At 73.2% G+C, this 22499-nt stretch carries 13 protein-coding genes and 1 pseudogene; 9 read left to right on the top strand and 5 right to left on the bottom strand.

Annotation, left to right across the window (positions count from 1 at the left end):
- The first annotated feature begins 110 nt into the window (after positions 1-110).
- The gene (locus ACYVLT_RS00565; RefSeq protein ID WP_461118053.1) at positions 111-311 is read left to right on the top strand and encodes a hypothetical protein; all 201 of its coding nucleotides are present in this window, start codon (positions 111-113) and stop codon (positions 309-311) included.
- Here the strand turns inward: ACYVLT_RS00565 and ACYVLT_RS00570 are convergent, their stop codons facing one another.
- Positions 312-6449: an SDR family NAD(P)-dependent oxidoreductase gene (locus ACYVLT_RS00570; RefSeq protein ID WP_461118054.1), complete on the bottom strand. Its 6138-nt coding sequence runs from the start codon at positions 6447-6449 to the stop codon at positions 312-314.
- Between the two features lie 292 nt (positions 6450-6741).
- Here ACYVLT_RS00570 and ACYVLT_RS00575 point away from each other — a divergent pair, with 292 nt between their 5' ends.
- The 6 genes and pseudogenes from ACYVLT_RS00575 (at position 6742) to ACYVLT_RS00600 (ending at position 14480) form a co-directional block, all read left to right on the top strand.
- On the top strand, positions 6742-8403 hold the full coding sequence (locus tag ACYVLT_RS00575; RefSeq protein ID WP_461118055.1) for a fatty acyl-AMP ligase: 1662 nt from the start codon (positions 6742-6744) through the stop codon (positions 8401-8403).
- 105 nt (positions 8404-8508) lie between these two features.
- Positions 8509-9456 carry an alpha/beta hydrolase gene (locus tag ACYVLT_RS00580; RefSeq protein ID WP_461118056.1) on the top strand — a complete coding sequence of 316 codons (948 nt, stop codon included), beginning with the start codon at positions 8509-8511 and terminating at the stop codon, positions 9454-9456.
- Positions 9453-10802: an MFS transporter gene (locus tag ACYVLT_RS00585; RefSeq protein ID WP_461118057.1), complete on the top strand. Its 1350-nt coding sequence runs from the start codon at positions 9453-9455 to the stop codon at positions 10800-10802. The genes ACYVLT_RS00580 and ACYVLT_RS00585 overlap by 4 nt, the downstream gene beginning before the upstream one ends.
- 34 nt (positions 10803-10836) lie before the next feature.
- Positions 10837-11583: pseudogene (locus ACYVLT_RS00590) on the top strand (PEP/pyruvate-binding domain-containing protein); the annotation flags it as partial.
- Between the two features lie 166 nt (positions 11584-11749).
- The gene (locus ACYVLT_RS00595; RefSeq protein WP_461118058.1) at positions 11750-13219 is read left to right on the top strand and encodes a PEP-utilizing enzyme; all 1470 of its coding nucleotides are present in this window, start codon (positions 11750-11752) and stop codon (positions 13217-13219) included.
- Between the two features lie 109 nt (positions 13220-13328).
- Positions 13329-14480: a cellulose-binding domain-containing protein gene (locus ACYVLT_RS00600; protein WP_461118059.1), complete on the top strand. Its 1152-nt coding sequence runs from the start codon at positions 13329-13331 to the stop codon at positions 14478-14480.
- Positions 14481-14526: 46 nt separating this feature from the next.
- On the opposite strand, the gene ACYVLT_RS00605 is transcribed toward ACYVLT_RS00600, so the two are convergent.
- Positions 14527-16404: a S8 family peptidase gene (locus ACYVLT_RS00605; protein WP_461118060.1), complete on the bottom strand. Its 1878-nt coding sequence runs from the start codon at positions 16402-16404 to the stop codon at positions 14527-14529.
- A 361-nt stretch (positions 16405-16765) separates the two neighbouring features.
- The gene (locus ACYVLT_RS00610) at positions 16766-19027 is read right to left on the bottom strand and encodes an ATP-binding cassette domain-containing protein (protein WP_461118061.1); all 2262 of its coding nucleotides are present in this window, start codon (positions 19025-19027) and stop codon (positions 16766-16768) included.
- Positions 19028-19103: 76 nt separating this feature from the next.
- Between ACYVLT_RS00610 and ACYVLT_RS00615 the strand changes: the two genes are divergently transcribed.
- Positions 19104-19886 carry a TetR/AcrR family transcriptional regulator gene (locus tag ACYVLT_RS00615; protein ID WP_461118062.1) on the top strand — a complete coding sequence of 261 codons (783 nt, stop codon included), beginning with the start codon at positions 19104-19106 and terminating at the stop codon, positions 19884-19886.
- A gap of 171 nt (positions 19887-20057) precedes the next feature.
- Positions 20058-20828 carry a putative protein N(5)-glutamine methyltransferase gene (locus ACYVLT_RS00620; RefSeq protein ID WP_461118063.1) on the top strand — a complete coding sequence of 257 codons (771 nt, stop codon included), beginning with the start codon at positions 20058-20060 and terminating at the stop codon, positions 20826-20828.
- Between the two features lie 46 nt (positions 20829-20874).
- Here the strand turns inward: ACYVLT_RS00620 and ACYVLT_RS00625 are convergent, their stop codons facing one another.
- Positions 20875-21336 carry a GNAT family N-acetyltransferase gene (locus tag ACYVLT_RS00625; protein ID WP_461118064.1) on the bottom strand — a complete coding sequence of 154 codons (462 nt, stop codon included), beginning with the start codon at positions 21334-21336 and terminating at the stop codon, positions 20875-20877.
- A complete protein-coding gene (locus tag ACYVLT_RS00630) occupies positions 21333-22490 on the bottom strand; it encodes a winged helix DNA-binding domain-containing protein (RefSeq protein ID WP_461118065.1) in 1158 nt (385 codons plus the stop codon). The genes ACYVLT_RS00625 and ACYVLT_RS00630 overlap by 4 nt, the downstream gene beginning before the upstream one ends.
- Positions 22491-22499 lie beyond the last annotated feature (9 nt).

The raw sequence follows: 22499 nt of genomic DNA on the forward strand, positions 1-22499 counted from the left end.
CTCGGGCCTGCCCGGCACCGGCGGCGTCACCACAACACCCGGCAAGGTCGGCAACCGGCTCACCGCCGACCTGACCGGGCCCGATCTACCACCGGACCTACGACCACTCCGTGGAGGTCGAGGTCAACTTCATCCACCGCGTCGGCACGTGGGTCAAGGACTACGGCGCGCTCACCGGGTTGAGCATCCCGGTGCTCGCCGCGGCCGCGTGGAAGGCCGTGACCTGGCTTCGCAAGCGCAGGAAGGACGCCACCCCGCCGGCACCACGAGGACGAGGGCGATCGCGACATCTCGAACCACTGACCACGTGATCAGTCGCGTGGCGGTCCTCCGGCGTCCAGCACCGCCGAGAGGTGCCGAGCCACCGCGGCGACGTGCGGCGGGTCCACCATGGACAGGTGGTCGCCGGGCACCGGCACGACCTCCAGCACACCGCACGCGTCGGCCCACCCGAGGTCGTCGTCGTCCTGCCGGCGCAGGTAGCGCGAGTCGAGCACGGTGGTCAGCGTCTCCCGGTCGGTCGCCCGGTAGAACACCACCCGCCCCGGGAAGTGCCGCGGCGTGAAGCGCTCGGCGGCCCGCGCGTCCAGGTAGGACGTGCGCTGGTGCCGCAGCGCGCCCGCGCTGATGCCCAGGTCGGCCGCCACGAGCGCGGCCAGCACCGCGTCGACCTGACCGACGTCGTCCAGTTCCGCCAACGACTCCCACGGCAGCTCCACCGACGCCCCGTAGACCTCCTCGACGTGCCGGACGTACCGGGCGAACCGGTGTCGCACCAGGTCGGCGGGCGCGACGTCGGGAGCGGGCAGCGGGCGGACGGTGTCGATCATCACCACCAGGTCGACCTCGGCGCCCAGCAGGCACGCCACCTCGTGCGCCAGGCACCCGCCGAACGACCAGCCGCCCAGCACGTACGGCCCGGTCGGCTGCACCGACCGCACCAGCTCCACGTACCGCGCGGCCTTGCCCGGGATGTCCGGCACGTCGTCGATCCGCTCGTACCCGAAGCAGGGCCGGTCCTCCAACAGCTCCACCAACGGCTCGTACACGCTCGTCGGACCGCCCGCCGGGTGGAACAGGTGCAGCGGTCGCCGCGACCCGCCCGCGCGCAACACCCGCACCGGACCGCCCGCGTCCTCGAACGCCGCCCGCAGCCGTTCGGCCATCGCCTCCACGGTGGGCACGGTGAACAGCGAGTCGTCCGCCCCCGCCACCCGCCGGCGAACCAGCGCCAGCAGCCGCTCGCGTGAGCCGCCGAGGGCGAAGAAGTCGTCGTGGACGCCGAAGTCGCGCCGTCCCAGCACCTCGGCCCACTGGCCGAACACCCACCGCTCGGTCGGGTCACGCGGTGCCACCCGCGTCGACGTCTCCGGCGCCAGGCCCGCGAGGTGCCGCTCCACGTCCCGCAGGCTCGCGCCGCGCAGCAGCAGCGGCACGGGCAGCTGCACGCCCAGGTCGTGCTCGATCGCGTTGCGCAGCCGCATCGCCATCAGGGAGTCCAACCCCAGCGTGGTCAACGGCAGCGAGGGGTCCGGCTCGGCGCCCATCACCCGCGCCACGATCGCGCTCACCCGGTTCGCCGCCGGCCGGTCGGACGGCGGTCGGAGGAACGACTCGAAGAACGGCCGGTGCGCCAGGCGCGGGAACAGCTCCGCCACCCGCCGCCGGTCGAACCGCACCACGCCGGTCGCCACCCGCCCGGACAGCAGCAACGCCTCCACCGCCTGCACGCCCTCGGCGGGCGAGATCGGCCGCAGCAGCGGGTTGTCGTTGTCCCGGGCCAACCCGACCCGGCTCCACGCCCCGAACCCGATCGTCGTCGCGGGCAGCCCGGACGCGCGTCGCCACCGGGCGAACCCGTCCAGCCACGCGTTGGCCACCGCGTACGCGGCCTGGCCGGGCGAGCCGAGCAGCGCCGCGGCCGAGGAGAACACCACGAACCAGTCCAGCCGGTGCCCGGCCGTCGCCTCGTGCAGCCGCAGCGCGCCGTCGACCTTGGGCCGCAGCACGCGCCGCACGTCGGCCGGGTCGAGCCGGTCGAACGGCGCGTCGGCCAGCACCCCGGCGGCGTGCACCACGCCGCACAGCCGCAGCCCGCCGTCCACCGCCGCGGACACGGCCCGGTCGGCCACCCCGGGTTCGGCGACGTCACCGGTCACCACGACCACGTCCGCGCCGAGTGCCCGCAGCTTCGCCACCTCGGCCCGCGCGTCCGGCGACGGCCCGCGGCGTCCGCACAGCACGATCCGCGCGGCACCGCGCTCGGCCAGCCACCGGGCCATGACCAGGCCCAACGCGCCCAACCCGCCGGTGACCAGGTACGCGCCCGAGTCGACCGCGGACCCCGTCGGCGGCACGCCGACCTCGGCCCGCCGCAACCGCGCCGCGTACCGCGCACCACCGCGCCAGGCGACCTCGTCGTCGTCCTGGTCGGCGAGGAGCTCACCCGGCAACGCGGCGACGTCGTCCACGTCCACGACGGTGGCCCGCAGCCGCGGCCGTTCGAACGCCAGCACCCGGACCGCGCCGCGCCACGCGGCCTGCTCCGGCACGCCCGCCTCACCGTCCAGGACGCACGCCGCGTTCCGTGTGACGATCCACAACCGCCGCGTGTCGTGCGCCAACGCCGACAGCCGCGGCAGATCCTGTTCGAGACCACCCGCGCCGAACACGATCCCGTCCGCCGCCGCCGTGGGATCGGTGGTCACCCGGTGCCCGGCGTCGAGCAGGGCGTCGGCGAGGTCGCGGTCACCGGACAGCAGGAGCCAGGTGCGGGGCGCGTCCTCGACGGCAGGCAGGTCGTGCCGTTCCCACCGGGTCTCCAACGCCAACCCGGACAACGCCAATCCGGACAACGCCGACCCGGGCAACACCAGCGACGCCGGCCGCACCCGGACGTCGACCACCTCGACCAGCAACGTGCCCGCGTCGTCGTACAGCCACACCGACCCGGTCAGCTCATCACCGGCCTCCCGGACCACCGCCTCGCACCGGTCCGCGCGACGGGGGTCGCCGTGCAGCCGCACGGCCCCGATGCCCACCGGCAGGTACGGCCCGCCGGCGGCGACGTCCAGCGCGGCGGCGGCGAGCGCGTGCAGGCACGAGTCCAGCAGCGTCGGCGGCAGCCGCAGCGCGCGGTCCGGGCCGTCCGGCCGGTGCACCAGGCAACTCGCCACGCCCGCGCCCGCCCGTGCCGACCGGACACCGCGGAACGCCGGACCGTAGTTCATCCCGACCTCGGCCAACCGGTCGTACAAGGCGACCGGTTCCAGTCCGGAGCGGACCGGCGGCGGCGCGCCGCGCTCCTCGCCCGGGACGACGGTCGCGGTGGCGTGCCGGACCCACCCGTCGTCGGTCTTGGCATGCACCTCGACCCGACCGGCCCGCAGCGTGGTGCTCAGGACGACCTCGTCGGCCAGCGGCAGCAGCGCCTCGAACACCACGTCACGCACGGCCGGCGGACCGGCGAGCACCTGTGCGCCGGCGGCCAGGGCGAGCTCCACGTACGCCGCGCCGGGCAGCACGGCGGTGTCCCGCACCCGGTGGTCGCCCAGCCACGGCAACGCCGCCAGACCCACGTCGGCCTGCCACGCGTGCGTGCCGTCCGGCAGCTCCACGTGGTCGCCGAGCAGCGGGTGGCCGGCCCGGCGGGTGGAGGCGGCGGTCCAGTGCGGGCGGTGTTCCCAGGGCGCCGCGGGCACGTCGGCGACGCCACGGGCCGGCACGAGGCCGTGCAGGTGCAGCAGCGCGAGGTTGTCGTGGAAGGTCGCCACGTCGTCGGTGCCGCGGCGCAGCGAGCCGACCAGCGCGAGCCCTCCTGCGTGCTCGGCGATCGCGGACAGCGCCACCGGGTGCGGCGAGACCTCCAGGAACGCGGTGAAGCCGTCCTCCAGCGCGGCGGTCACGGCCCCGGTGAACCGCACCGGGTGGCGCATGTGCGCGGTCCAGTAGGCGGCGGTGAACGGCGGCGCGTGCCTCGGGTCGGCCAGCACCGTCCCGTACAGCGGCACCTCGCCACGCCGCCCGGCGACGTCCCGCAGCGCCGACGCCAACTCGTCCAGCACCGGCTCGACGGCGGGGGAGTGGCCGCTGGTGCGCAGCGGCAGCAGGCGCGCCACGCCGCCGTCCGCCTCGACCCGGGCGACCAGCGCGGCGAGCCGGTCCGCCGGGCCGGACACCGTGCAGCGGCGTGGCGCGGCGTGCACCGCCACCGACAACGCCGGGTCGTGGACCTCGTGCGGGGCCAGGTCGACCGCGGCCATCCCACCACCGCCGGAGGCGTCGACCAGGTCGAGCAGCCGGGCCCGGGTGGTGATCACCAGCGCGGCGTCGGCCAGGGACAGCGCGCCGCTCACCACCGCCGCGGCGACCTCGCCCGCGGACTGCCCGATCACCGCGGCCGGCCGCGACCCGCGGGACTCCCAGAGCCGCGCCAGCGCGACCTGCACGCCGAACAACGCGATCTGCCCGTCGCCCAGCGCGTCCGACGGCGTCTCCAGCAACGCCCGCACCGAGTGCGGCGCGATCAGCCGGTCCACCTCGTCCACGGCGGCCGCGAACACGGGTTCGTCGGCCAGCAGCCGACGTCCCATGCCCGCCCACCCCGAGCCGTACCCGGAGAACACCCACACCGCGCCGCCGCGGGGCTCGACCCGGCTCACGGGGCGCTCGCCCGAGGCCAACGCCCGCAGCCCGGCCACCACGTCCGCCCGATCCGTGCCGGTCACCACCGCGGCGTGCGGTTCACGTCCCCGCCGCCGGGCCAGCGTGGCGCCCACGTCGTGCAGGTCGGCGTGCGTGGTGGCCAGCCAATCCGCGAGGTTCGCGGCGTGCCGCCGCACGCGTCCCTCGGACGTGCCCGACACCACCAGGAAGGCCGGGCCGCCGGGGCGGTCCACCGGTTCGGGCGCGGGCGGCTCCTCCAGCACGACGTGCGCGTTGGTGCCGCCGAACCCGAACGACGACACACCCGCCGTGATCCGGCCCGAGTAGCGCGGCCACGGCATCGGCCCGGTCACCACGCGCAGGCCGGTGAAGTCGATGTGCGGGTTGGGTTCGCGGAAGTGCGGGCTGGGCGGTATCTCGCCGTGCCGCACCGCCAGCACCACCTTCACCAGCCCGACCAGCCCGGCCGCCGACTCGGTGTGGCCGAAGTTCGACTTGGCCGACCCGAGCAGCAGCGGCCCGTCGGCCCGTGCCGCCGTGTCCCGGCCGAGCACCTCGCGCAACGCCCCGGCCTCGATCGGGTCGCCGAGCAGCGTCCCGGTGCCGTGCGCCTCCACGTAGTCCACCCGGGACGGGTCGACGCCCGCGTCCGCGTACACCTGGCGCAGCAGGTCCGCCTGAGCCCGCGGGTTCGGCGCCATCAGCCCGTTGGAACGCCCGTCGGAGTTCACCCCGGTGCCCCGGATCACCGCGAGCACCCGGTCACCGTCGCGCCGCGCGTCGGACAGCCGCTTGAGCACGACCGCCGCGCAGCCCTCGGCGCGGGCGATGCCGTCGGCCGAGGCGTCGAACGGCTTGCACCGCCCGTCCGCCGACACCAGGCCCGCCCGGTGGAAGGTCAGCGTGACGGCCGGACCGAGCAGCAGGTTCACCCCGGCGACCACGGCGGCGTCGGTCTCACCCGCGCGCAGGCTCTGGCACGCCTGGTGCACGGCCACCAGCGACGACGAGCACGCGGTGTCCACCGCCAGGCTCGGCCCGCGCAGGTCGAGCAGGTAGGACAGCCGGTTCGCGGCGATGCTCAGCGCGGCGCCGGTCGCCGTCCACGGCTCCACCCGGCCCAGGTCGGTCGCGATCGCCGCGCCGTACTCGCCGGTCGAGATGCCGACGAACACGCCGGTCCGGCTGCCGCGCAGGGCGTCCGGCGCGATGCCCGCGTGGTGCAGCGCTTCCCAGGACACCTCCAGCACCAGCCGCTGCTGCGGGTCCATCAACGCCGCCTCGTGCGGCGCGATGCCGAAGAACTCGGCGTCGAAGCCCTTGATGTCGGCCAGGAAACCGCCGAACCGGGGCGTGCCGTCGGGCAGGCCGGGCCACCGGTCCGGCGGCGCGGGCGTGATCGCGTCACCGCCCGAGCGCAGGAAGTCCCACAGCCGGTCCGGGCCGTCGACGCCGCCGGGCAACCGGCAGCCCACGCCGACCACGGCGATGCCCTCGCCGACGGGCCGGGTGGGTTCGGCGACGACCGCCGGGGTGCCGGTGGCGAGGTGGCGGGCCAGTCGGGCGATGGTCGGGTGCTGGTAGAACACCGTCGCGGGCAGCTCCGCGTCCAGGAACTCGCCCAGGGCGCCCGCGAGCACGACCGCGTCACGGGACGACAGGCCGAGTTCGGCCAGCGGCTGGTCGACGTCGACCGAGCCGTCGGGCAGGTCGACGAGTTCCGCGACGCCGCGCACCAACCACGCGCGCAGTTCCGCTTCCGCAGGCGTGCCGGAGCCGGTCATGGTTCACCTTTCGTGCGATTTTCACAACAACGCCGCGATGAATGCGCGAGGCCGTTGAGGAAATGTCCGTGATCCGTGTTGCGGCGAAGTGCGAACGATCGTGGCCTGGTCGAACCTCTGTGAACAATACGCCGAACGGGTCAACAGTCAATCGCGGGAAGTAGTCGTTGACAGTTGTTGTACTCGCCGGTAGCTTCTGCGCCCGAAGTGCTGGGAATCACTTCCTCAAAAGTTGTGACGACCGCACAAAAGCTATTTCCGGATTTATCACCGCGGGGAAGCGAGGGTGTTCATGACGGTCACCGCGACCACCACCGGCACGGTCGTGGACGCCGTGCGGCGCTGGGCACGCGAACGGCCCGGCCGCACCGCCTTCACGTTCCTCGACCACGAGGCGGACCCGCACGGCCTGCCGGTGTCGATCACCTGGGCCGACCTCGACGCCCGCGCCCGCGGCGTGGCCGCCGAGCTGCGCCGCAGGTGCGCGCCGGGCGACCGCGCGCTGCTGTTGCTGCCCCAGGGACTGGACTACGTCGTGGCGTTCGTCGGCTGCCTGTACGCCGACGTCCTCGCCGTGCCGTTGTTCCCCGCCACCGGCGACGGCCACCGCGCACGCCTGGACGGGATCCTGCGCGACTGCACGCCCAGGGTCGCGCTCACCGCCGCCCACGTCCCGCTCGACCTGGACGTGGTGGTGGTCGGCGAGGTCGAGCCGTCCGCCGAACCACCCGTGCGGCGGCTCGGCGGCCCCGCCTACCTCCAGTACACGTCCGGCTCGACGCGCACCCCGGCCGGCGTGGTGGTGACCGACCGGAACTTCCAGGTCAACGTGCGCCAGGCGCTCACCGCCTACGGCCTGGCCGACGCCGTCGCGGCGCCGGTCAGCTGGCTGCCGCTGTTCCACGACATGGGGCTGGTGCTCGGCGTCGGCGTCGCGCTGACCACCGGTGTCGAGGCGGTGCTGATGGATCCGCTCGCGTTCCTCTACCGCCCGGCCCGCTGGGTGCGGGCCATGCACGGGCGCCGCAACGTGATCAGCGCCGGGCCGAACTTCGCCTACGACCTGTGCGTGCGGCGGGTCTCGGCGGCCGACCGGTCCGGTCTGGACCTCGGCGGGGTGGTCGCGCTGATCAACGGCAGCGAGCCGGTGCGGGCGGCGACGTTGGCCCGGTTCCAGGCGGCCTTCGGGCCGTGCGGGCTGCGGCCGGACGCCCAGCGGCCCTCCTACGGCTTGGCCGAGGCGACGGTGTTCGTGACCGCCGCGGCGGGGCCCGCGACCACCGGGTTCGATCGCGCCGCGCTCGCCCGAGGACGCGCGGTCCGCCAGGACGACCCGGAGCGGGCGAGCGTGCTGGTCGACTGCGGCGGCGCGGTCGACCAGCACCTCGCGATCGTCGACCCGGTCACCGGCGAGCCGGTCGACGATGACCGGGTCGGCGAGGTGTGGGTGTGCGGGGAGAACGTCTCGCCGGGCTACTGGTCCGGCGGCGACGGGTTCGGCGCCCGGCTCGACGCCCCCGATCTGCCGACCGGCCCGTGGCTGCGCACCGGTGACCTGGGCGTGCTGAGGGACGGCCGGTTGTACGTGGTGGGCCGGATCAAGGACCTGATCGTCATCGACGGCCGCAACCACTACCCGCAGGACGTCGAGGCGGTCGTGGCGGAGGCCGACGACGTGATCCGGCGTGGCCACGTCGCCGCGTTCGCCGTGCCCTCCGCCGACGGCGAGGCGATGGTCGTGGTCGCCGAACGATCCTCGAAGGTGCCGCGCGAGGCCGTCGACCACGCCCGTGTCCGGGCCCGCGTGCGTGCCGCCGTGTCCCGGCACCACGACGTGCGGGTGCGTGACGTGCTGGTGGTCGAACCGGGCTCGGTGCCCAGGACCTCCAGCGGCAAGCTCTCGCGCGCCGCCTGCCGGTCGCAGTACCTCGCCGGCCTGCTGCCCGCCTCATGACGCGCTCGATGACGGCCTCAGGACGACGCCTCTTAAAGAGGTCCCCGCCCAGGGGACCCCTGTTCTTGATTCTACCGACGGGGTCCGACAATTCCGGGAGAAGTGATGTTGCGCGTGCTGCTGCTGGCCCTGTCCGCCGTCGCCCTCGTGGTCGTCCCCGCGCAGGCCACGCCCGTCGCGGCCGACGACGGGGCGCTGGTCGTCGGTGAGAGGTGGCTCGACGCCCGGACCGTCGACCTCACCGTGTCCTCGCCCGCGATCGGCGGCCACGTCCCGGTCCGCGTCCTCACCCCACCCGGCTGGTCGCCGACCGCGTCGCGCACGTGGCCGGTCCTCTACCTCCTGCAAGGCGTGGGCGACGACTACACCTCGTGGACCAGGGAAACCGACGTCGAAGAGCTCAGTGCGTCCCACGACGTCCTCGTCGTGATGCCCGACGGCGGGCGCGCCGGCTGGTACACCGACTGGTGGAACGGCGGACGCGGTGGCACGCCCAGGTGGGAGACCTTCCACACCGGTGAACTGCCGCAACTGGTCGAGCGGAACTACCGGGGTGGCACGGCACGCGCGATCGCCGGGCTGTCTGCGGGCGGCACGGGCGCGTTCGGGTACGCGGCCAAGCACCCCGGCATGTTCCGCGCCGCCGCCTCCTACAGCGGCCTGCTGTCCACGCAGTTCGTCGGCGTGCCCCAGTTCATCTACACCACGATCCTGCGCGAAGGCCTCGACCCGTACGGGCCGTGGGGCCGCGAGTCGCTGGCGCCCGCCGTCTGGGCGGCGCACAACCCCAGGCAGTTGGCGGCCAACCTGCGCGGCACCGCGCTCTACGTGTCCTACGGCAACGGGTTCAAGGGCGCGCTCGACACCGACTGGTGGTCCTACGACCCGTTCGAGACGATCGTGGGCACCACCTCACCGGACTTCGTGGCCAGGGTGCGTTCGCTGGGCATCCCGGTCACGGTCAACGCCTACGGCGGCGGCACGCACACCTGGAAGTACTGGCAACGGGAGCTGCGGGCGTCCTGGCCGGTGCTGATGACCGCGCTGGCGTGAACCGCACCCTGCCGGTCGTGCTGGTGGCCTGCTTCGCGGCCTTCGTCACGGCCCTGGACAACAGCGTCCTGATGGTCGCCCTGCCGACCATCGGCCGCGACCTCGGCCTGTCCACGAACGACCTCCAGTGGGCCGTGGTCGGCTACATGCTGGTGTTCGCGAGCCTCATGGTCGCGGCGGGCGCGGTCGGCGACCGGTTCGGGCACCGCCGGGTGCTGCTGGTGGGGCTGCTCGGGTTCGCCGCCGCGTCCCTGGGCTGCGGCACGTCGGACTCCGGGTGGGCGTTGGCGTCGTGGCGGGCGGCGCAGGGCGCGGCGGCGGCGGCGATCGTGCCGACCGGGTTGGCCGTCCTGCGGACCTGCCTGGACGAGGCACGCCGCCGGACGGGGATCGTGGCGTGGACCGGCGCGTTGGCGGTGGCGCTCGCGGTCGGCCCCGCGCTGGGCGGTCTGCTGAGCGAGGCGGCGCACTGGCGGTGGATCTTCCTCGGCAACGTGCCCGCGTGCGTGGCGGTGGCCGTCCTGGCGTACGTGGCACTGCCCTCCCGGCGGGTCGTGCGGCCGACTCCATTGCCGATCCGGTCCACGGCGGCGTTGACCGCGGCCGTGTTCACGGTGGCCGCGACCGTGCTGAGCGTCGGCGGCGAAGGCCCGGTGGCGGCGCTGGCCGCGTTGTCCGGTGCGGCGTGCCTGCTGTTCGTGTCAGTGGAGCGGTCGGCCGCGCACCCGTTGTTCGCCGCCGGGACGGCCCGGCCGGTCTTCGTCGGCGGCACGGTCGCGCAGGCGTTGTGGGGCCTGGCGGTCAGCGGGATGTTGTTCGTGCTGCCGCTGCACCTGCACCGCGCCGAGGGCTTCACCCCGCTGGGCACCGGCCTGTTCTTCGTGCCCGCCGCGCTGGCCGTGATCGCGGGCGCGCCGGTCGTGCCGGCCCTGGTCGGGCGGCTCGGGCCGTGGCGGACGGCGGCGTGCGGGCTCGCGGCGGTGACGTCCGGGCTGGCGGTGATGCCGTTCGGGGGCCCGCCGGTGCTGCTCGCGTGCCTGGTGGTGATCGGTTTCGGCTCGGCGCTGACCACCCCGCTGACCACGGTCGTGCTGGACGTGGCGGCGGAGCGGACCGCGGGCGTCGCGGCGGCGACCGTCACCGCGAGCCGTGAACTGGCGGGCGGGTTCGGCGTGGCGGTCGTCGGCCTGGCGTTCACCGCGTCCGGGCACGTCGCCGCTCTCGTCGTCGCCACCGGCGTGGTCGCGGTCGCGTTGGGCATCACCATCGCCCTCGACCTGGCCCACCCGCGAGTCCGGCCGACCCCGACGGCGGCTCGCGGGCGGCGTGACGATCGCCGCACGTGATCGGCCCGTCGCCGCCGGTGCGAGGATCGGGGGCATGGGAACCACCGCGCTGGTGCTGCCGCTCGCCGATCCCGGCGCCGACCTGGAGACCGTCGGCGGCAAGGGCGCCTCGCTGGCCAGGCTGGCCGCCGCCGGCCTGCCCGTGCCGGACGGCTTCCACCTGACCACGCACGCCTACCGCCGGTTCACCGCCGGTCTCGACGTGGAGATCCGTGCGGGGCAGTCGGACGAGGACGCGATCGCCGCCGCCTTCGAACGCCGCGACGTGCCCGACGACATCGCCGAGGCCATCCGTGCGGCCCTGCCGCCCGGGCCGGTGGCGGTGCGGTCGTCGGCGACCGCCGAGGACCTGCCGGACCTGTCGTTCGCGGGCCAGCACGACACGTTCCTCGACGTGTCCGGGGACGACGTGCTCGACGCGGTCAAGCGGTGCTGGGCGTCGCTGTGGACGGCACGCGCCATCGCCTACCGCGCCCGCAACGGCATCACCGACGTGGCGCTCGCGGTGGTGGTGCAGCGGATGGTCCCGGCGGACGCGGCCGGTGTGCTGTTCACCGCCAACCCGGTCACCGGCTCGCGGACCGAGACGGTCGTCAACGCCGCGCCCGGCCTCGGCGAGGCCCTGGTCGGCGGCACGGTCACCCCCGACGAGTACGTGGTGTCCGCCGACGGCGTGGTGCGCCGGTCGGGTGGTTCGCTGCTGTCCGACGCGCGGGTGCGGGAGCTGGCCGGGCTCGGCGCGCGGATCCAGGACCTCCACGGCGTGCCGGTGGACGTCGAGTGGGCCGTGGCCGGCGGTCGGATCGCCGTGTTGCAGGCCCGCCCGATCACCGCGTTGCCCGAGGTCTGGAACGACACCCTGCGCGGCGACTACCTGTGGACGTGCGCCAACCTGCGCGAAGCCGTGCCGAGCGTGATGACGCCCGCGACGTGGTCGTTGGCCCGAGGTGCTCGCGCAGCCGCCGATCGCCGGGCACCCGACCGCGGGCAACATCGGCGGCCGGTTCTACCTCAACCTCAGCGCCGCGCTGGCGGTCGGCCGGGCGCTCGGCCTCGGCGGGTTCGCCCTCCGGGCCGTCGAGCAGTACTTCGGCCGCATCCCGGCGGGCGTGCGGGTGCCGCCGCTGCCGCTGTCACGCCTGGCCGTGCTGCGCGCGGCGGTCGGCGCGGCGCTGCCGTTCCTCCGGCAGGGCCGGGAGTTCCGGGCCAGGATCGACGGCCTGCTGGCGTCCGCCCCGGGTCGGGCCGACCGGCTGCGCGCCGCCTTCCGGGCCGCCACGACGCCCGCCGGGCTGCTCGCGCTGTGGGAGTCCGATGTGGACGAGCTGCTGCACGTGGACGCCAGGGTGTTCGACGCGGGCGCGCGCACCGGCTCGACGTCGTCGGTCAGGGTCCGCCGCCGGTTGGTGGAGTTGGTGGGGGAGGACGACACCACCGCGTTGCTGACCGGCGCGCACGGTACGGCGGGCGAGTTGGAGAGCCTGGGCCCGGTGCTGGGTCTGGCGCGGCTGCGCCGCGGCGAGATCACCCGCGAGGAGTACGTCCGGCAGCACGGGCACCGGTTCGCCGACGAGTTCGAGGTGTCGGCGCCCCGCCCGGCCGAGGATCCGGCCTGGCCCCACCCGGGCGACCTCGGCGTCGACCCCGACGAGCTGTTGGCCCGGCAGGCGGCCGTGCGCGACGCGGCGTGGGAACGGCTGCGCGCGGCCCACCCCGGCAAGGCGGCGCGGCTGCGCCGCCAGGTGGACGCGCTCGCCGCGCGAGCCCGCGAACGGGAACGGGCCCGGTCGGAGTTCGCCCGGACGTTCGCCGTGCTGCGGGCCTTTCTGGTGCGGGCCGGCGAGGTGACCGGGCACGGCGACGCCCTGTTCTTCCTGCCGATCCAGGACACCGTGCGGGTCCTGGCGGGTGAAGAGTCGCCGTTGGCGTCGGTGCCCGCACGCCGTGCCGCGTACGACCGCTACCGCGCGCTGCCGCCGTACCCGACGGTGATCCGGGGCCGGTTCGACCCGGAGGCCTGGGCCGCGGACCCGGACCGCAGGTCGGACGTCCACGACGCGGCCGCGGCACCTCTCGGCGACGCCGTGTCCGGGTTCCCCGGCGCGGCGGGCGTCGTGGAGGGCGTGGCGCGGGTGATCCACGACGTCGCCGACGGCGAGGCCCTCCAACGGGGCGAGGTCCTGGTCACCACGGTGACCAACATCGGCTGGACACCGCTGTTCCCGCGCGCCGCCGCCGTGGTGACCGACGTCGGCGCGCCGCTGTCGCACGCCGCGATCGTCGCGCGCGAGCTGGGCATCCCCGCCGTCGTCGGCTGCGGCAACGCCACCACCCGCATCAAGACCGGCGACCGCCTCCGCGTGGACGGCGGACGCGGCACCGTGACCGTGCTGGACGCCCCGCTCCCGCCGGGGTAGCCGCCCGGTCGAGCGACCGTTGCGGCAGGCGGAGTATTCCGCTGGGGTGACGGAATCGTTACAGTCGGTTTCTGGGAACGCTCCCAGAAACGACAACGAAGGGGTTGTTGTGCGAAATCTTCTGGCGGCGGTGGCCGCTGTGGTGTCGATAGCCGGGTTGGTGGTGATCGGCGGGGCCAGCACCGCGGGTGCGGCTCCCGTCTGCGCCGTGGACTACAAGCTCAACCAGTGGTCCACCGGGTTCACCGCCAACGTGACCGTGACCAACCAGTCCGCTCCGGTCACCTCGTGGAAGCTCAGCTGGACGTTCGCCGGCAACCAGGCGATCAGCTCCGGGTGGAGCGCCGACGTGAAGCAGTCCGGCGCGCAGGTGACGGCATCGAGCATGCCGTGGAACGGCACGTTGGCCACGGGCGCGAGCGCCCAGTTCGGGTTCCAGGCCACCTACAGCGGCACGAACGCGGCACCGACCGACTTCGCGTTCAACGGCGTCTCGTGCAGTGGTGACGGTCCGACGAGCACCACCACCACCACGACCACTACTACTACGACCACCACGACGACGACATCGGAAGTGCCGGTCGACTGTGGCACCGCGCTGCTGTGCGACGACTTCGAACAGCAGACCGGATCCGCCCCGTCGGGCCGTTGGACGGTCGGCGCGGCCAACTGCACCGGCCAGGGCACGGTCGCCATCGACAACTCGGTCGCGCACAGCGGCTCGAAGTCGGTGCGGGTCAACGGCGCGTCGGGCTACTGCAACCACATCTTCTTCGGCACCCCGGTGACCGGGTCGGCCACCGTGCACGGCCGGTTCTACGTCCGCCACACCACGGCGCTGCCGCAGCAGCACGTGACGTTCATGGCGATGAAGGACTCCGCCGACGGCGGCAAGGACCTGCGGATGGGCGGCCAGGGCGCGGCGTTGCAGTGGAACCGCGAGTCCGACGACGCCACCCTGCCCGAGCAGAGCCCGGTGGGCGTGTCCAAGAGCAAGCCGCTGCCCACCGGCCAGTGGAACTGCGTGCAGTTCACCGTCGACCCGGCGGGTCGGCTCTCCACCTCGTTGAACGGCGCGGTGGTCGAGGGCCTGGTGGCCGACGGCGTGCCGACGGCCGACGTCGACGCGCAGTGGCTGCGCAAGACCAACTGGCGGCCCGCGGTCACCGACCTGCGGTTGGGCTGGGAGAGCTACGGCGACGGCGCGAACACCCTCTGGTACGACGACGTCGTGGTCGGCAGGTCCCCGATCGCCTGCTGACCGGCGGGGGAGGGCGGGCGTGCGCCCGCCCTCCCCACACTCGTGATCAGGCCGCGTTCACCGAGACGTCGTCCAGCACGAACGAGGTCTGGTAGGACCAGTCCTCCGTGCCGGTGAAGCTCAGCGTGACGCTCTGGCCCGCGTAGGCGCCCAGGCTGAAGGTGCGCACCTGGTAGCCCGACGGGTTGAGGTTGGTGTAGGTCGCCAGGGTGGTCGCGCCCGCCTTGACCGTGAAGGTGTCGAACACCTCCGGCTCGTACTCCTCGGTGCTGATCTTCAGCCACAGCGACAGGGTGGTGTTGGCGCAGCCCGCCGGGACGGTGACGGTCTGGGTCAGCGTCTCGGTGTTGCTGTAGCCGTAGCCGCTGATCCAGGAGGAGCGGGAGCCGGAGCGCGGCGCGCCCTCGCCGGTCCACGCGGCGATGGTGTGGGTGGCGTTCGACCAGCCGGTGGTGCCGCTCTCGAAGCCGCCGTTGACCAGCTTCTCACCGGGCGCCGCGCACGAGCCGCCGGGCGGGTTGACAATCCAGGTGAACGTGGTGCCCGCCGACTTGCCCGCGCTGTCGGTCGCCGTGGCGGTCACGGTGTAGGTGCCGGCGGTGGTGGGCGTGCCGGAGATCAGGCCGGTGGCCGCGGCGAGCGTCAGGCCGGGCGGCAGGCCGATGGCCGACCACGTGTACGGCGGCGTGCCGCCGGAGGCCTTCAGCTGGAGGCTGGTGGGAGTGCCGACGGCGCCGGTCTGGTTGCCCGGCGGGGTGACCGACGGGTTACCGGGGACGGGGCCGCCGGTGTTGACGAACAGCAGCTGGTTCGGCGAGCCGGTGCCCGGGCTGGTGATCTTGTTCGGGGTGGCGTTGCCGATCATCGCGCTCGCGACCTGCGCGGGCGTCAACGAGGGGGTGGCGCCGAGCAGGACCGCCGCACCGCCCGCCACGTGCGGCGCCGCCATGGACGTGCCGCTGATGGTGTTGGTGGCGGTGTCGTTGGTCATCCACGCCGAGGTGATGTTCTGGCCCGGCGCGAAGATGTCGGTGCACGTGCCGAAGTTCGAGAACGAGGCGCGCGCGTCGGTGTTGGTGGAGGCGTTGACGGTGATCGCCTCGGCGACGCGGGCCGGGGTGAAGTTGCACGCGTTGGCGTTCGAGTTGCCCGACGCGATCGCGTAGGTGACGCCGTCGGCGATGGAGTTGCGGACCGCGGTCTCGCCGGTCGGGTCGCTGCCCTGGCCCCCGAGGCTCATGTTCGCCACGGCCGGGCCGGAGGTGTGGTGGCCGGTGACCCAGTCGATGCCCGCGGCGACGCCGGCGAACGAGCCGGAGCCTGCGCAGTTGAGCACCTTGACCGCGATGAGCCGCACGCCCTTGGCCACGCCGTAGGAGGTGCCGCCGACGGTGCCGGCGACGTGGGTGCCGTGGCCGTTGCAGTCGGTGTTGTTGGTGTCGACGGTGTTGGTGCCCCAGGTGGCCCGGCCGCCGAAGTCGGTGTGGGTGGTCCGGATACCGGTGTCGATGATGTAGGCGGTGACGCCGGTGCCGTCGTTGGGGTAGGTGTAGGACGAGTCCAGCGGCAGGTCGCGCTGGTCGATCCGGTCCAGGCCCCACGACGGCGGGTTCGGCTGCGTCCCGGTCGCCTCGACCTCGCCGTTCTGCTGGACGTAGGCCACGCCGGGCTCGGCGGCCAGGCGGCGCGCGTCCTTCTCGGACAGCGTGCCCGCGAAGCCCTGGAGCGCGTGGCGGTAGGTGAAGTCGACCTTGGCGTCGTACTTGGCGCTGAGGTCGGCGGTGAGCGCGTCGACGCTCTGGGTGGACAGCTCGTTGTAGACGACGATGTAGCTGTCCTTGATGGCGGTCGGGTTGGTCGTGCCGAGGATGTCGCCTTCGGCCGCGGCGGGTGTGGCGCCGGTGGCCAGCGCCGTGGCCGTCACCGCGACCGTGGCTAACGCGATCAGGGCTCGTCTGGATCCGCGAACGTCTCCCATTGCAGGGTTCTCCCTCATGCAGGGTTTCCGGCAGACCCGAGAGCGGCACGGGTCGGCCGGGGAGCGGAGGTTCTGCGATCACGTTCGCGCGGACGTGATCGGCAACATTAGAGGAGTGCTCGGGGCCGGACAATCGGCCGGCAGTAGGAACGACCTGCGGTATTCCGAACGACGTACCGGCCCCGATGGGGTGACCCCCGCCCCACTGGTCAAACGTCTCGATAACTTCAGTGTTGATTAAAACCAGCTCTTCCTCCGGTGTGGACGTCAGCACCGGAGGAAGAGCCCCTCAAAACCGCCAGGACGGTCAGGCGCCCACGTAGGTCCGGAGGTGTTGGGCGGTCAGGGTGGAGGCGTTCTCGACCAGTTCGGCCGGGGTGCCGGTGAAGACGATCCGCCCGCCGTCGTGGCCGGCGCCGGGACCGAGGTCGATGATCCAGTCGGCGTGCGCCATGACGGCCTGGTGGTGCTCGATCACGATGACGGTGTTGCCGTCGTCCACGAGTCGGTCGAGCAGGGCGAGCAGCTGGTCGACGTCGGCGAGGTGCAGGCCGGTGGTGGGCTCGTCCAGGATGTAGGTGGACGCCTTCTCGGCCATGTGGATGGCGAGCTTGAGCCGTTGCCGCTCGCCGCCGGACAGGGTGGTGAGGGGTTGGCCGAGGGAGAGGTAGCCGAGGCCGACGTCGACGAGCCGGTCGAGGATGGCCTTGGCCTGCTTCTCGGTGAAGAAGTCGCGGGCCTCGGTGACGGACATGCCGAGGACCTCGCTGATGTTGCGGCCGCGCAGGGTGTGGGTGAGGACTTCGGCGGTGAACCGCTTGCCCTCGCACTCCTCGCAGACGGTGGCGACGCCGGCCATCATCGCGAGGTCGGTGTAGACGAGGCCGATGCCCTTGCACTTGGGGCAGGCGCCTTCGGAGTTGGCGCTGAACAGGGCGGCCTTGACGCCGTTGGCCTTGGCGAAGGCGGTGCGGATGGGGTCGAGCAGGCCGGTGTAGGTGGCGGGGTTGGAGCGTCGTGAGCCGCGGATGGGCGCCTGGTCGACGGTGACGACGTCGTCGCGGCGGGCGAGGGAGCCGTGGATGAGGGAGCTCTTGCCGGATCCGGCGACGCCGGTGACGACGGTGAGGACGCCGAGGGGGATGTCGACGTCGACGTCCTTGAGGTTGTGCAGGGTGGCGCCGGTGATGGGGAGTCGGCCGGTGGGTGTGCGGACGTGGTCGCGGAGTCGGGCGCGGTGGTCGAGGTGGCGGCCGGTGAGGGTGTCGGAGGCGCGGAGTTCGGGGACGGTGCCGGTGAAGGTGATGTGGCCGCCGTTGACGCCGGCGCCGGGGCCGAGGTCGATGACGTGGTCGGCGATGCGGATGGTCTCGGGTTTGTGCTCGACCACCAGGACGGTGTTGCCCTTGTCGCGCAGGCGGAGCAGGAGGTCGTTCATGCGTTGGATGTCGTGGGGGTGCAGGCCGATGGTGGGTTCGTCGAAGACGTAGGTGACGTCGGTGAGGGCGGAGCCGACGTGGCGGACCATCTTGACGCGTTGGGCCTCGCCGCCGGAGAGGGTGGCGGCGGGTCGGTCGAGGCTGAGGTAGCCCAGGCCGATCTCGACGAGGTTGTCGAGGAGTTCTTTCAGGGTGGTGAGCATGGGGCCGACGGAGGGGTCGGTGATCTTGGCGACCCAGTCGGCGAGGTCGCTGATCTGCATGGTGGAGCAGTCGGCGATGTTCCGGCCGTCGATCTTGGCGGAGAGGGCGGCGGCGTTGAGGCGGGCGCCGTGGCAGTCGGGGCACTGGGTGAAGGTGACGGCGCGGTCGACGAAGGCGCGGATGTGGGGTTGCATGGATTCTCGGTCTTTGCCGAGGTAGAGGCGTTGGACCTTGACCAGGAGGCCTTCGTAGGTGACGTTGGTCTTGCCGATTTTGACCTTGGTGGTTTCCCGGTGGAGGAAGGCGTCCCATTCTTCGTCGGTGAAGTCCAGGAGTTTTTTGTCGGGGTCGTAGAAGCCTGATTGGACGTAGGTCTGGACGTACCAGTTGTCGACGGTGAAGCCGGGGATGGTGATGGCGCCCTCGGTGAGGGACTTGGTGCGGTCGATGAGTTGGTCGACGTCGACGGTGGAGACCCGGCCGAGGCCTTCGCAGGTGGGGCACATGCCTTCGGGGAGGTTGAAGCTGAAGGCGCCGGAGGTGCCGACGTGGGGTTGGCCGAGGCGGCTGAAGAGGATGCGGAGCATGGTGTGGGCGTCGGTGGCGGTGCCGACGGTGGAGCGCGAGTTGGCGCCCATGCGTTCCTGGTCGACGATGATGGCGGCGCTGAGGTTGCGCAGGGCGTCGACGTCGGGTCGGCCGAGGTTGGGCATGAAGGACTGGATGAACGCGGTGTAGGTCTCGTTGATGAGTCGTTGGGACTCGGCGGCGATGGTGCCGAAGACGAGGGAGGACTTGCCGGAGCCGGAGACGCCGGTGAAGACGGTGAGTCGTCGTTTGGGGATGTCGACGGAGATGTCGGCGAGGTTGTTCTCCCTGGCGCCGCGTACTTGGATGACGTCGTGGCTGTCTGCTGGTGCGGCCATCGCCTGGCTTCCCCCTGGTTTGTTTATGTCGTAAGGTGACGGGCGGCACGTTACTTTACGGTGTAAGGGGCGGCAAGTGGCGGTGTTCGCCGGGCAGGGTGACGCGGGTCGGTCGATGCGGTTGTTGTGGCGTGCGCCCGGTGGGGGTTCGGGGGCGGGGCTGAGTGTGGACGCGATCGTGGACGCGGCGATCGAGGTGGCTGATCGGGACGGCATGGCGGCGTTGTCGATGCGTGCGGTGGGGGAGCGGTTGGGGCGTTCGGCGATGGCGTTGTACACGTACGTGCCGAGCAAGGCCGAGTTGCTGGATCTGATGTACGACCGGGTGTTGGGGGAGTTGCCGACGGAGTACTCGCTGGAGGGCGGGTGGCGGCCGGCGTTGCGGGCGTGGGCGGAGGACGCGCGGGTGTTCTTCCTGGCCCACCCGTGGGTGTTGCAGGTGTCGCAGGCGCGGCCGGTGTTGGGGCCGAACGAGTTCGCGATGCTGGAGGCGTTGGTGCGGATCCTGTGGTCGACGGGGTTGCGGTCGTCGGTGTTGCGGGGCGTGGTGGGTGCGGTGGTGCAGTTCGTGCGGGGAGCGGCGGGGGTGATCGCGGAGTCTCGGCGGGCGGCGCGGGAGACGGGGATGACGGATGAGGAGTGGTGGTTCGCGCGGGCGGGGGTGTTCGAGGAGGTGGCGCCGGATTTCGCGGAGCGGTTCCCGTTGTCGGCGGTGATCGGTGCGGAGGAGCCGCCCGCGGTGGAGGGGGATGAGTGCGTGCCGTACCTGGAGCGGGATGCGGTGCGGAATTTCGTGACGGGGTTGGACGTGTTGTTGGACGGGGTGGAGGCGGCGGTGGCGCGGGCGGGTGGGGGCTGACCTGTCGGTGGTCGTGGTGGGTGGGGCCGGTGGTGGGTGGGATACGGTGTGGCGGTTCGCGCGGATCGGGGAGGTGAGACCCATTTCTGCTGGTGCACATCGGGTCGCCTCCGGCCGCGTCGTGGTGGGGTGAGGCGCCCGCGGTTTCTCGCGAGAGGCGTTGCGCGGTCCATGGGTGTCGATGTCGGTGTTGTGGTCGCGCGGTTGCGTGCGGCGGGGTGTGTGTTCGCGGAGGACGAGGCGCGGTTGTTGGTGGCCGCGGCGCGTGGTCCGGAGGAGTTGGAGTCGTTGACGGCGCGGCGGGTGGCCGGGTTGCCGTTGGAGCACGTGGTGGGGTGGGCGGAGTTCTGCGGGTTGCGGGTGGTGGTGGGGCCGGGGGTGTTCGTGCCGCGTCGGCGCACGGAGTTCTTGGTGCGGGTGGCGGTGGGTGTGGCGCGGCCGGGTGCGGTGGTGGTGGACCTGTGTTGTGGTTCGGGTGCGGTGGGTGCCGCGGTGGCGGATCGGGTGGCGGGGGTGGAGTTGCACGCGGTGGACGTGGATCCGGTGGCGGTGCGGTGCGCTCGTCGCAACGTGGGTGCGGGTCGGGTGTACGAGGGTGATCTTTACGGGCCGTTGCCGGTGTCGTTGGTGGGGCGGGTGGGTGTCCTGGTGGCGAACGCGCCCTATGTGCCGACCGGGGCGATCGGGTTGATGCCGCCGGAGGCGCGGGAGCACGAGCCGCGGGTGGCGTTGGACGGTGGGGCGGACGGTCTCGACGTGCAGCGGCGGGTGATCGCGGGTGCGGCGCGGTGGTTGGCGCCGGGTGGGCGGTTGTTGGTGGAGACGGGTGCGCGGCAGGCGTCGGGGACGGCGGAGGCGTTCGCGGCGGGTGGTCTGTGCGCGGAGGTCGTGTCGGACGAGGAGTTGTCGGCGACCGTGGTGATCGGTTCGGTGGTGGCGTAGCCGCTGGTCGCGCCGCCTGTCGAGGTCCGCGGTCCGGGGGACCCGGTCAGGGGTGGCGGGTGGTGTCCGCCGGCGGTTCGGTAGGCACGGCGATGCGGGCGCAGACGCGGCGGCCGTCGATGTCGAGGGTGGCGCCGGCTTTGCGCAGGGTCGTGAGGGCCGCGACGTTGTCGGTGGTGGTGTCCGCGACGATCGTGGTGACGCCGCGTCTGGGTGCTTCCTGCACGACGCGGCGCAGTGCGGCGAGGCCGATGCCGTTGCCGCGGGCGCAGCGGGCGACCCAGATGCCGGTCTCGCCCTTGGCGGTGAGGCGGACCATGCCGACGGTGCGGTCGTCCTCGACGATCTCGTAGGCGTCGTCCCGCATGCCGCGGTAGAACTCGCGGAACTCGTCGGACCGGTCGACCGTCCAGCCGGGCGGCATCACGTCGGCGGGGTCGGTGTCGGCCACCGCGAGGCCGAGCAGGCGTTCCACCGCTTCGTCGTCCAACCTCCGCAACACGATCATCTCACCAGCTCCTTCTCCAACGGGGTCCGGAAGCGGGGGATCACGCGCGCCCCGCCGATCCAGGACGTCAACCGGTCCGCTTCCCGGCCGATCGCCGCCCGTGCGTCCGCGCCCACGTCCTCGAAGAGTTCCCACACGAGTCCGCCGTCGGCGCGTTGGGCCCACCCGCCGACGACCGCGCCGTTCCACCAGACGGTCGGTCCCACGTTGCCCGCGGTGTCGAACAGGCGTGGCCGGTGCCGGGCGGGGAGGTACCAGTCGCGAGCCTGCCACCCCATCGGGGTCGGATCCAGTGCCGGCAGCAGCGCCGCCCACGGCTCGGGGTCCTCGACCGGGTCGAGGTCGTCGGGCAGGGCGTGGCCGGTGCCGGTGGACAGCTCGACCGGGACGGCGCCGGCCGCGGCGAGGGCGGCGCGGGTGTGGCCGAGGTTCCAGCCGGTCCACCACTTGAGGTCGGCCTCGGTGCCGGGGCCGTAGGAGGCGAGCCAGCGGCGGGCGAGTTCGGCGCGGGCGTGGGCGGGGTCGACCTCCGGCCAGGGTGTGGCGGGCGCCCAGCGGAACTGGGTGCTCAGCCACGTGCCGAGGGGGCGGCCGCGGCGCATCCGGCCGTCGGCGGCCAGCACGCGGATGATGCGGCTGGACACGTTCTGGCGGGTCTCGTAGGGCTTGCCGGGTGCCACGAGGACCTGTTCGAGCAGGTCCGGGACGTCGCGGGTGAGTTCGACGGTGGTGGCCTCGCCGCGCAGCCGCAGTGCCTCCAGCGTGGCCTCCTCGACGTCGGCGAGGCGGGCGGCGTCCCAGCCGACGCCCTCGGCGAGGTAGGTCAGCAGCCGCTGCCGCTCCTTGGCGGCGATGGCCGCGCCCGCGGCGGCCTGCACGACCGGGGCCGTCGCGGCGGTGACGGCGAACATCGTGCGGCGCATGCACAGCAGCCGGACCAGGGTGTGCCGGTCGTAGAACGCGGCCTCGACCTCGGTCACCGACGGGTCGTCCAGGCGGGCGCACGCGGACAGGTAGACGGTGGCCGGGTCGGTGGCGTGCAGACCCACCACCGCGTCGACCACGTCCTCGACCGCGGCGGCGCGGGTGGCCAGCCGGTGTCGGCGGGCGAGGCGGGCCCGCCGGGCGGCGTCGTCGATCTTGGTGGGCGTCACCGGTCCATC

Source organism: Saccharothrix stipae, assembly GCF_054781895.1.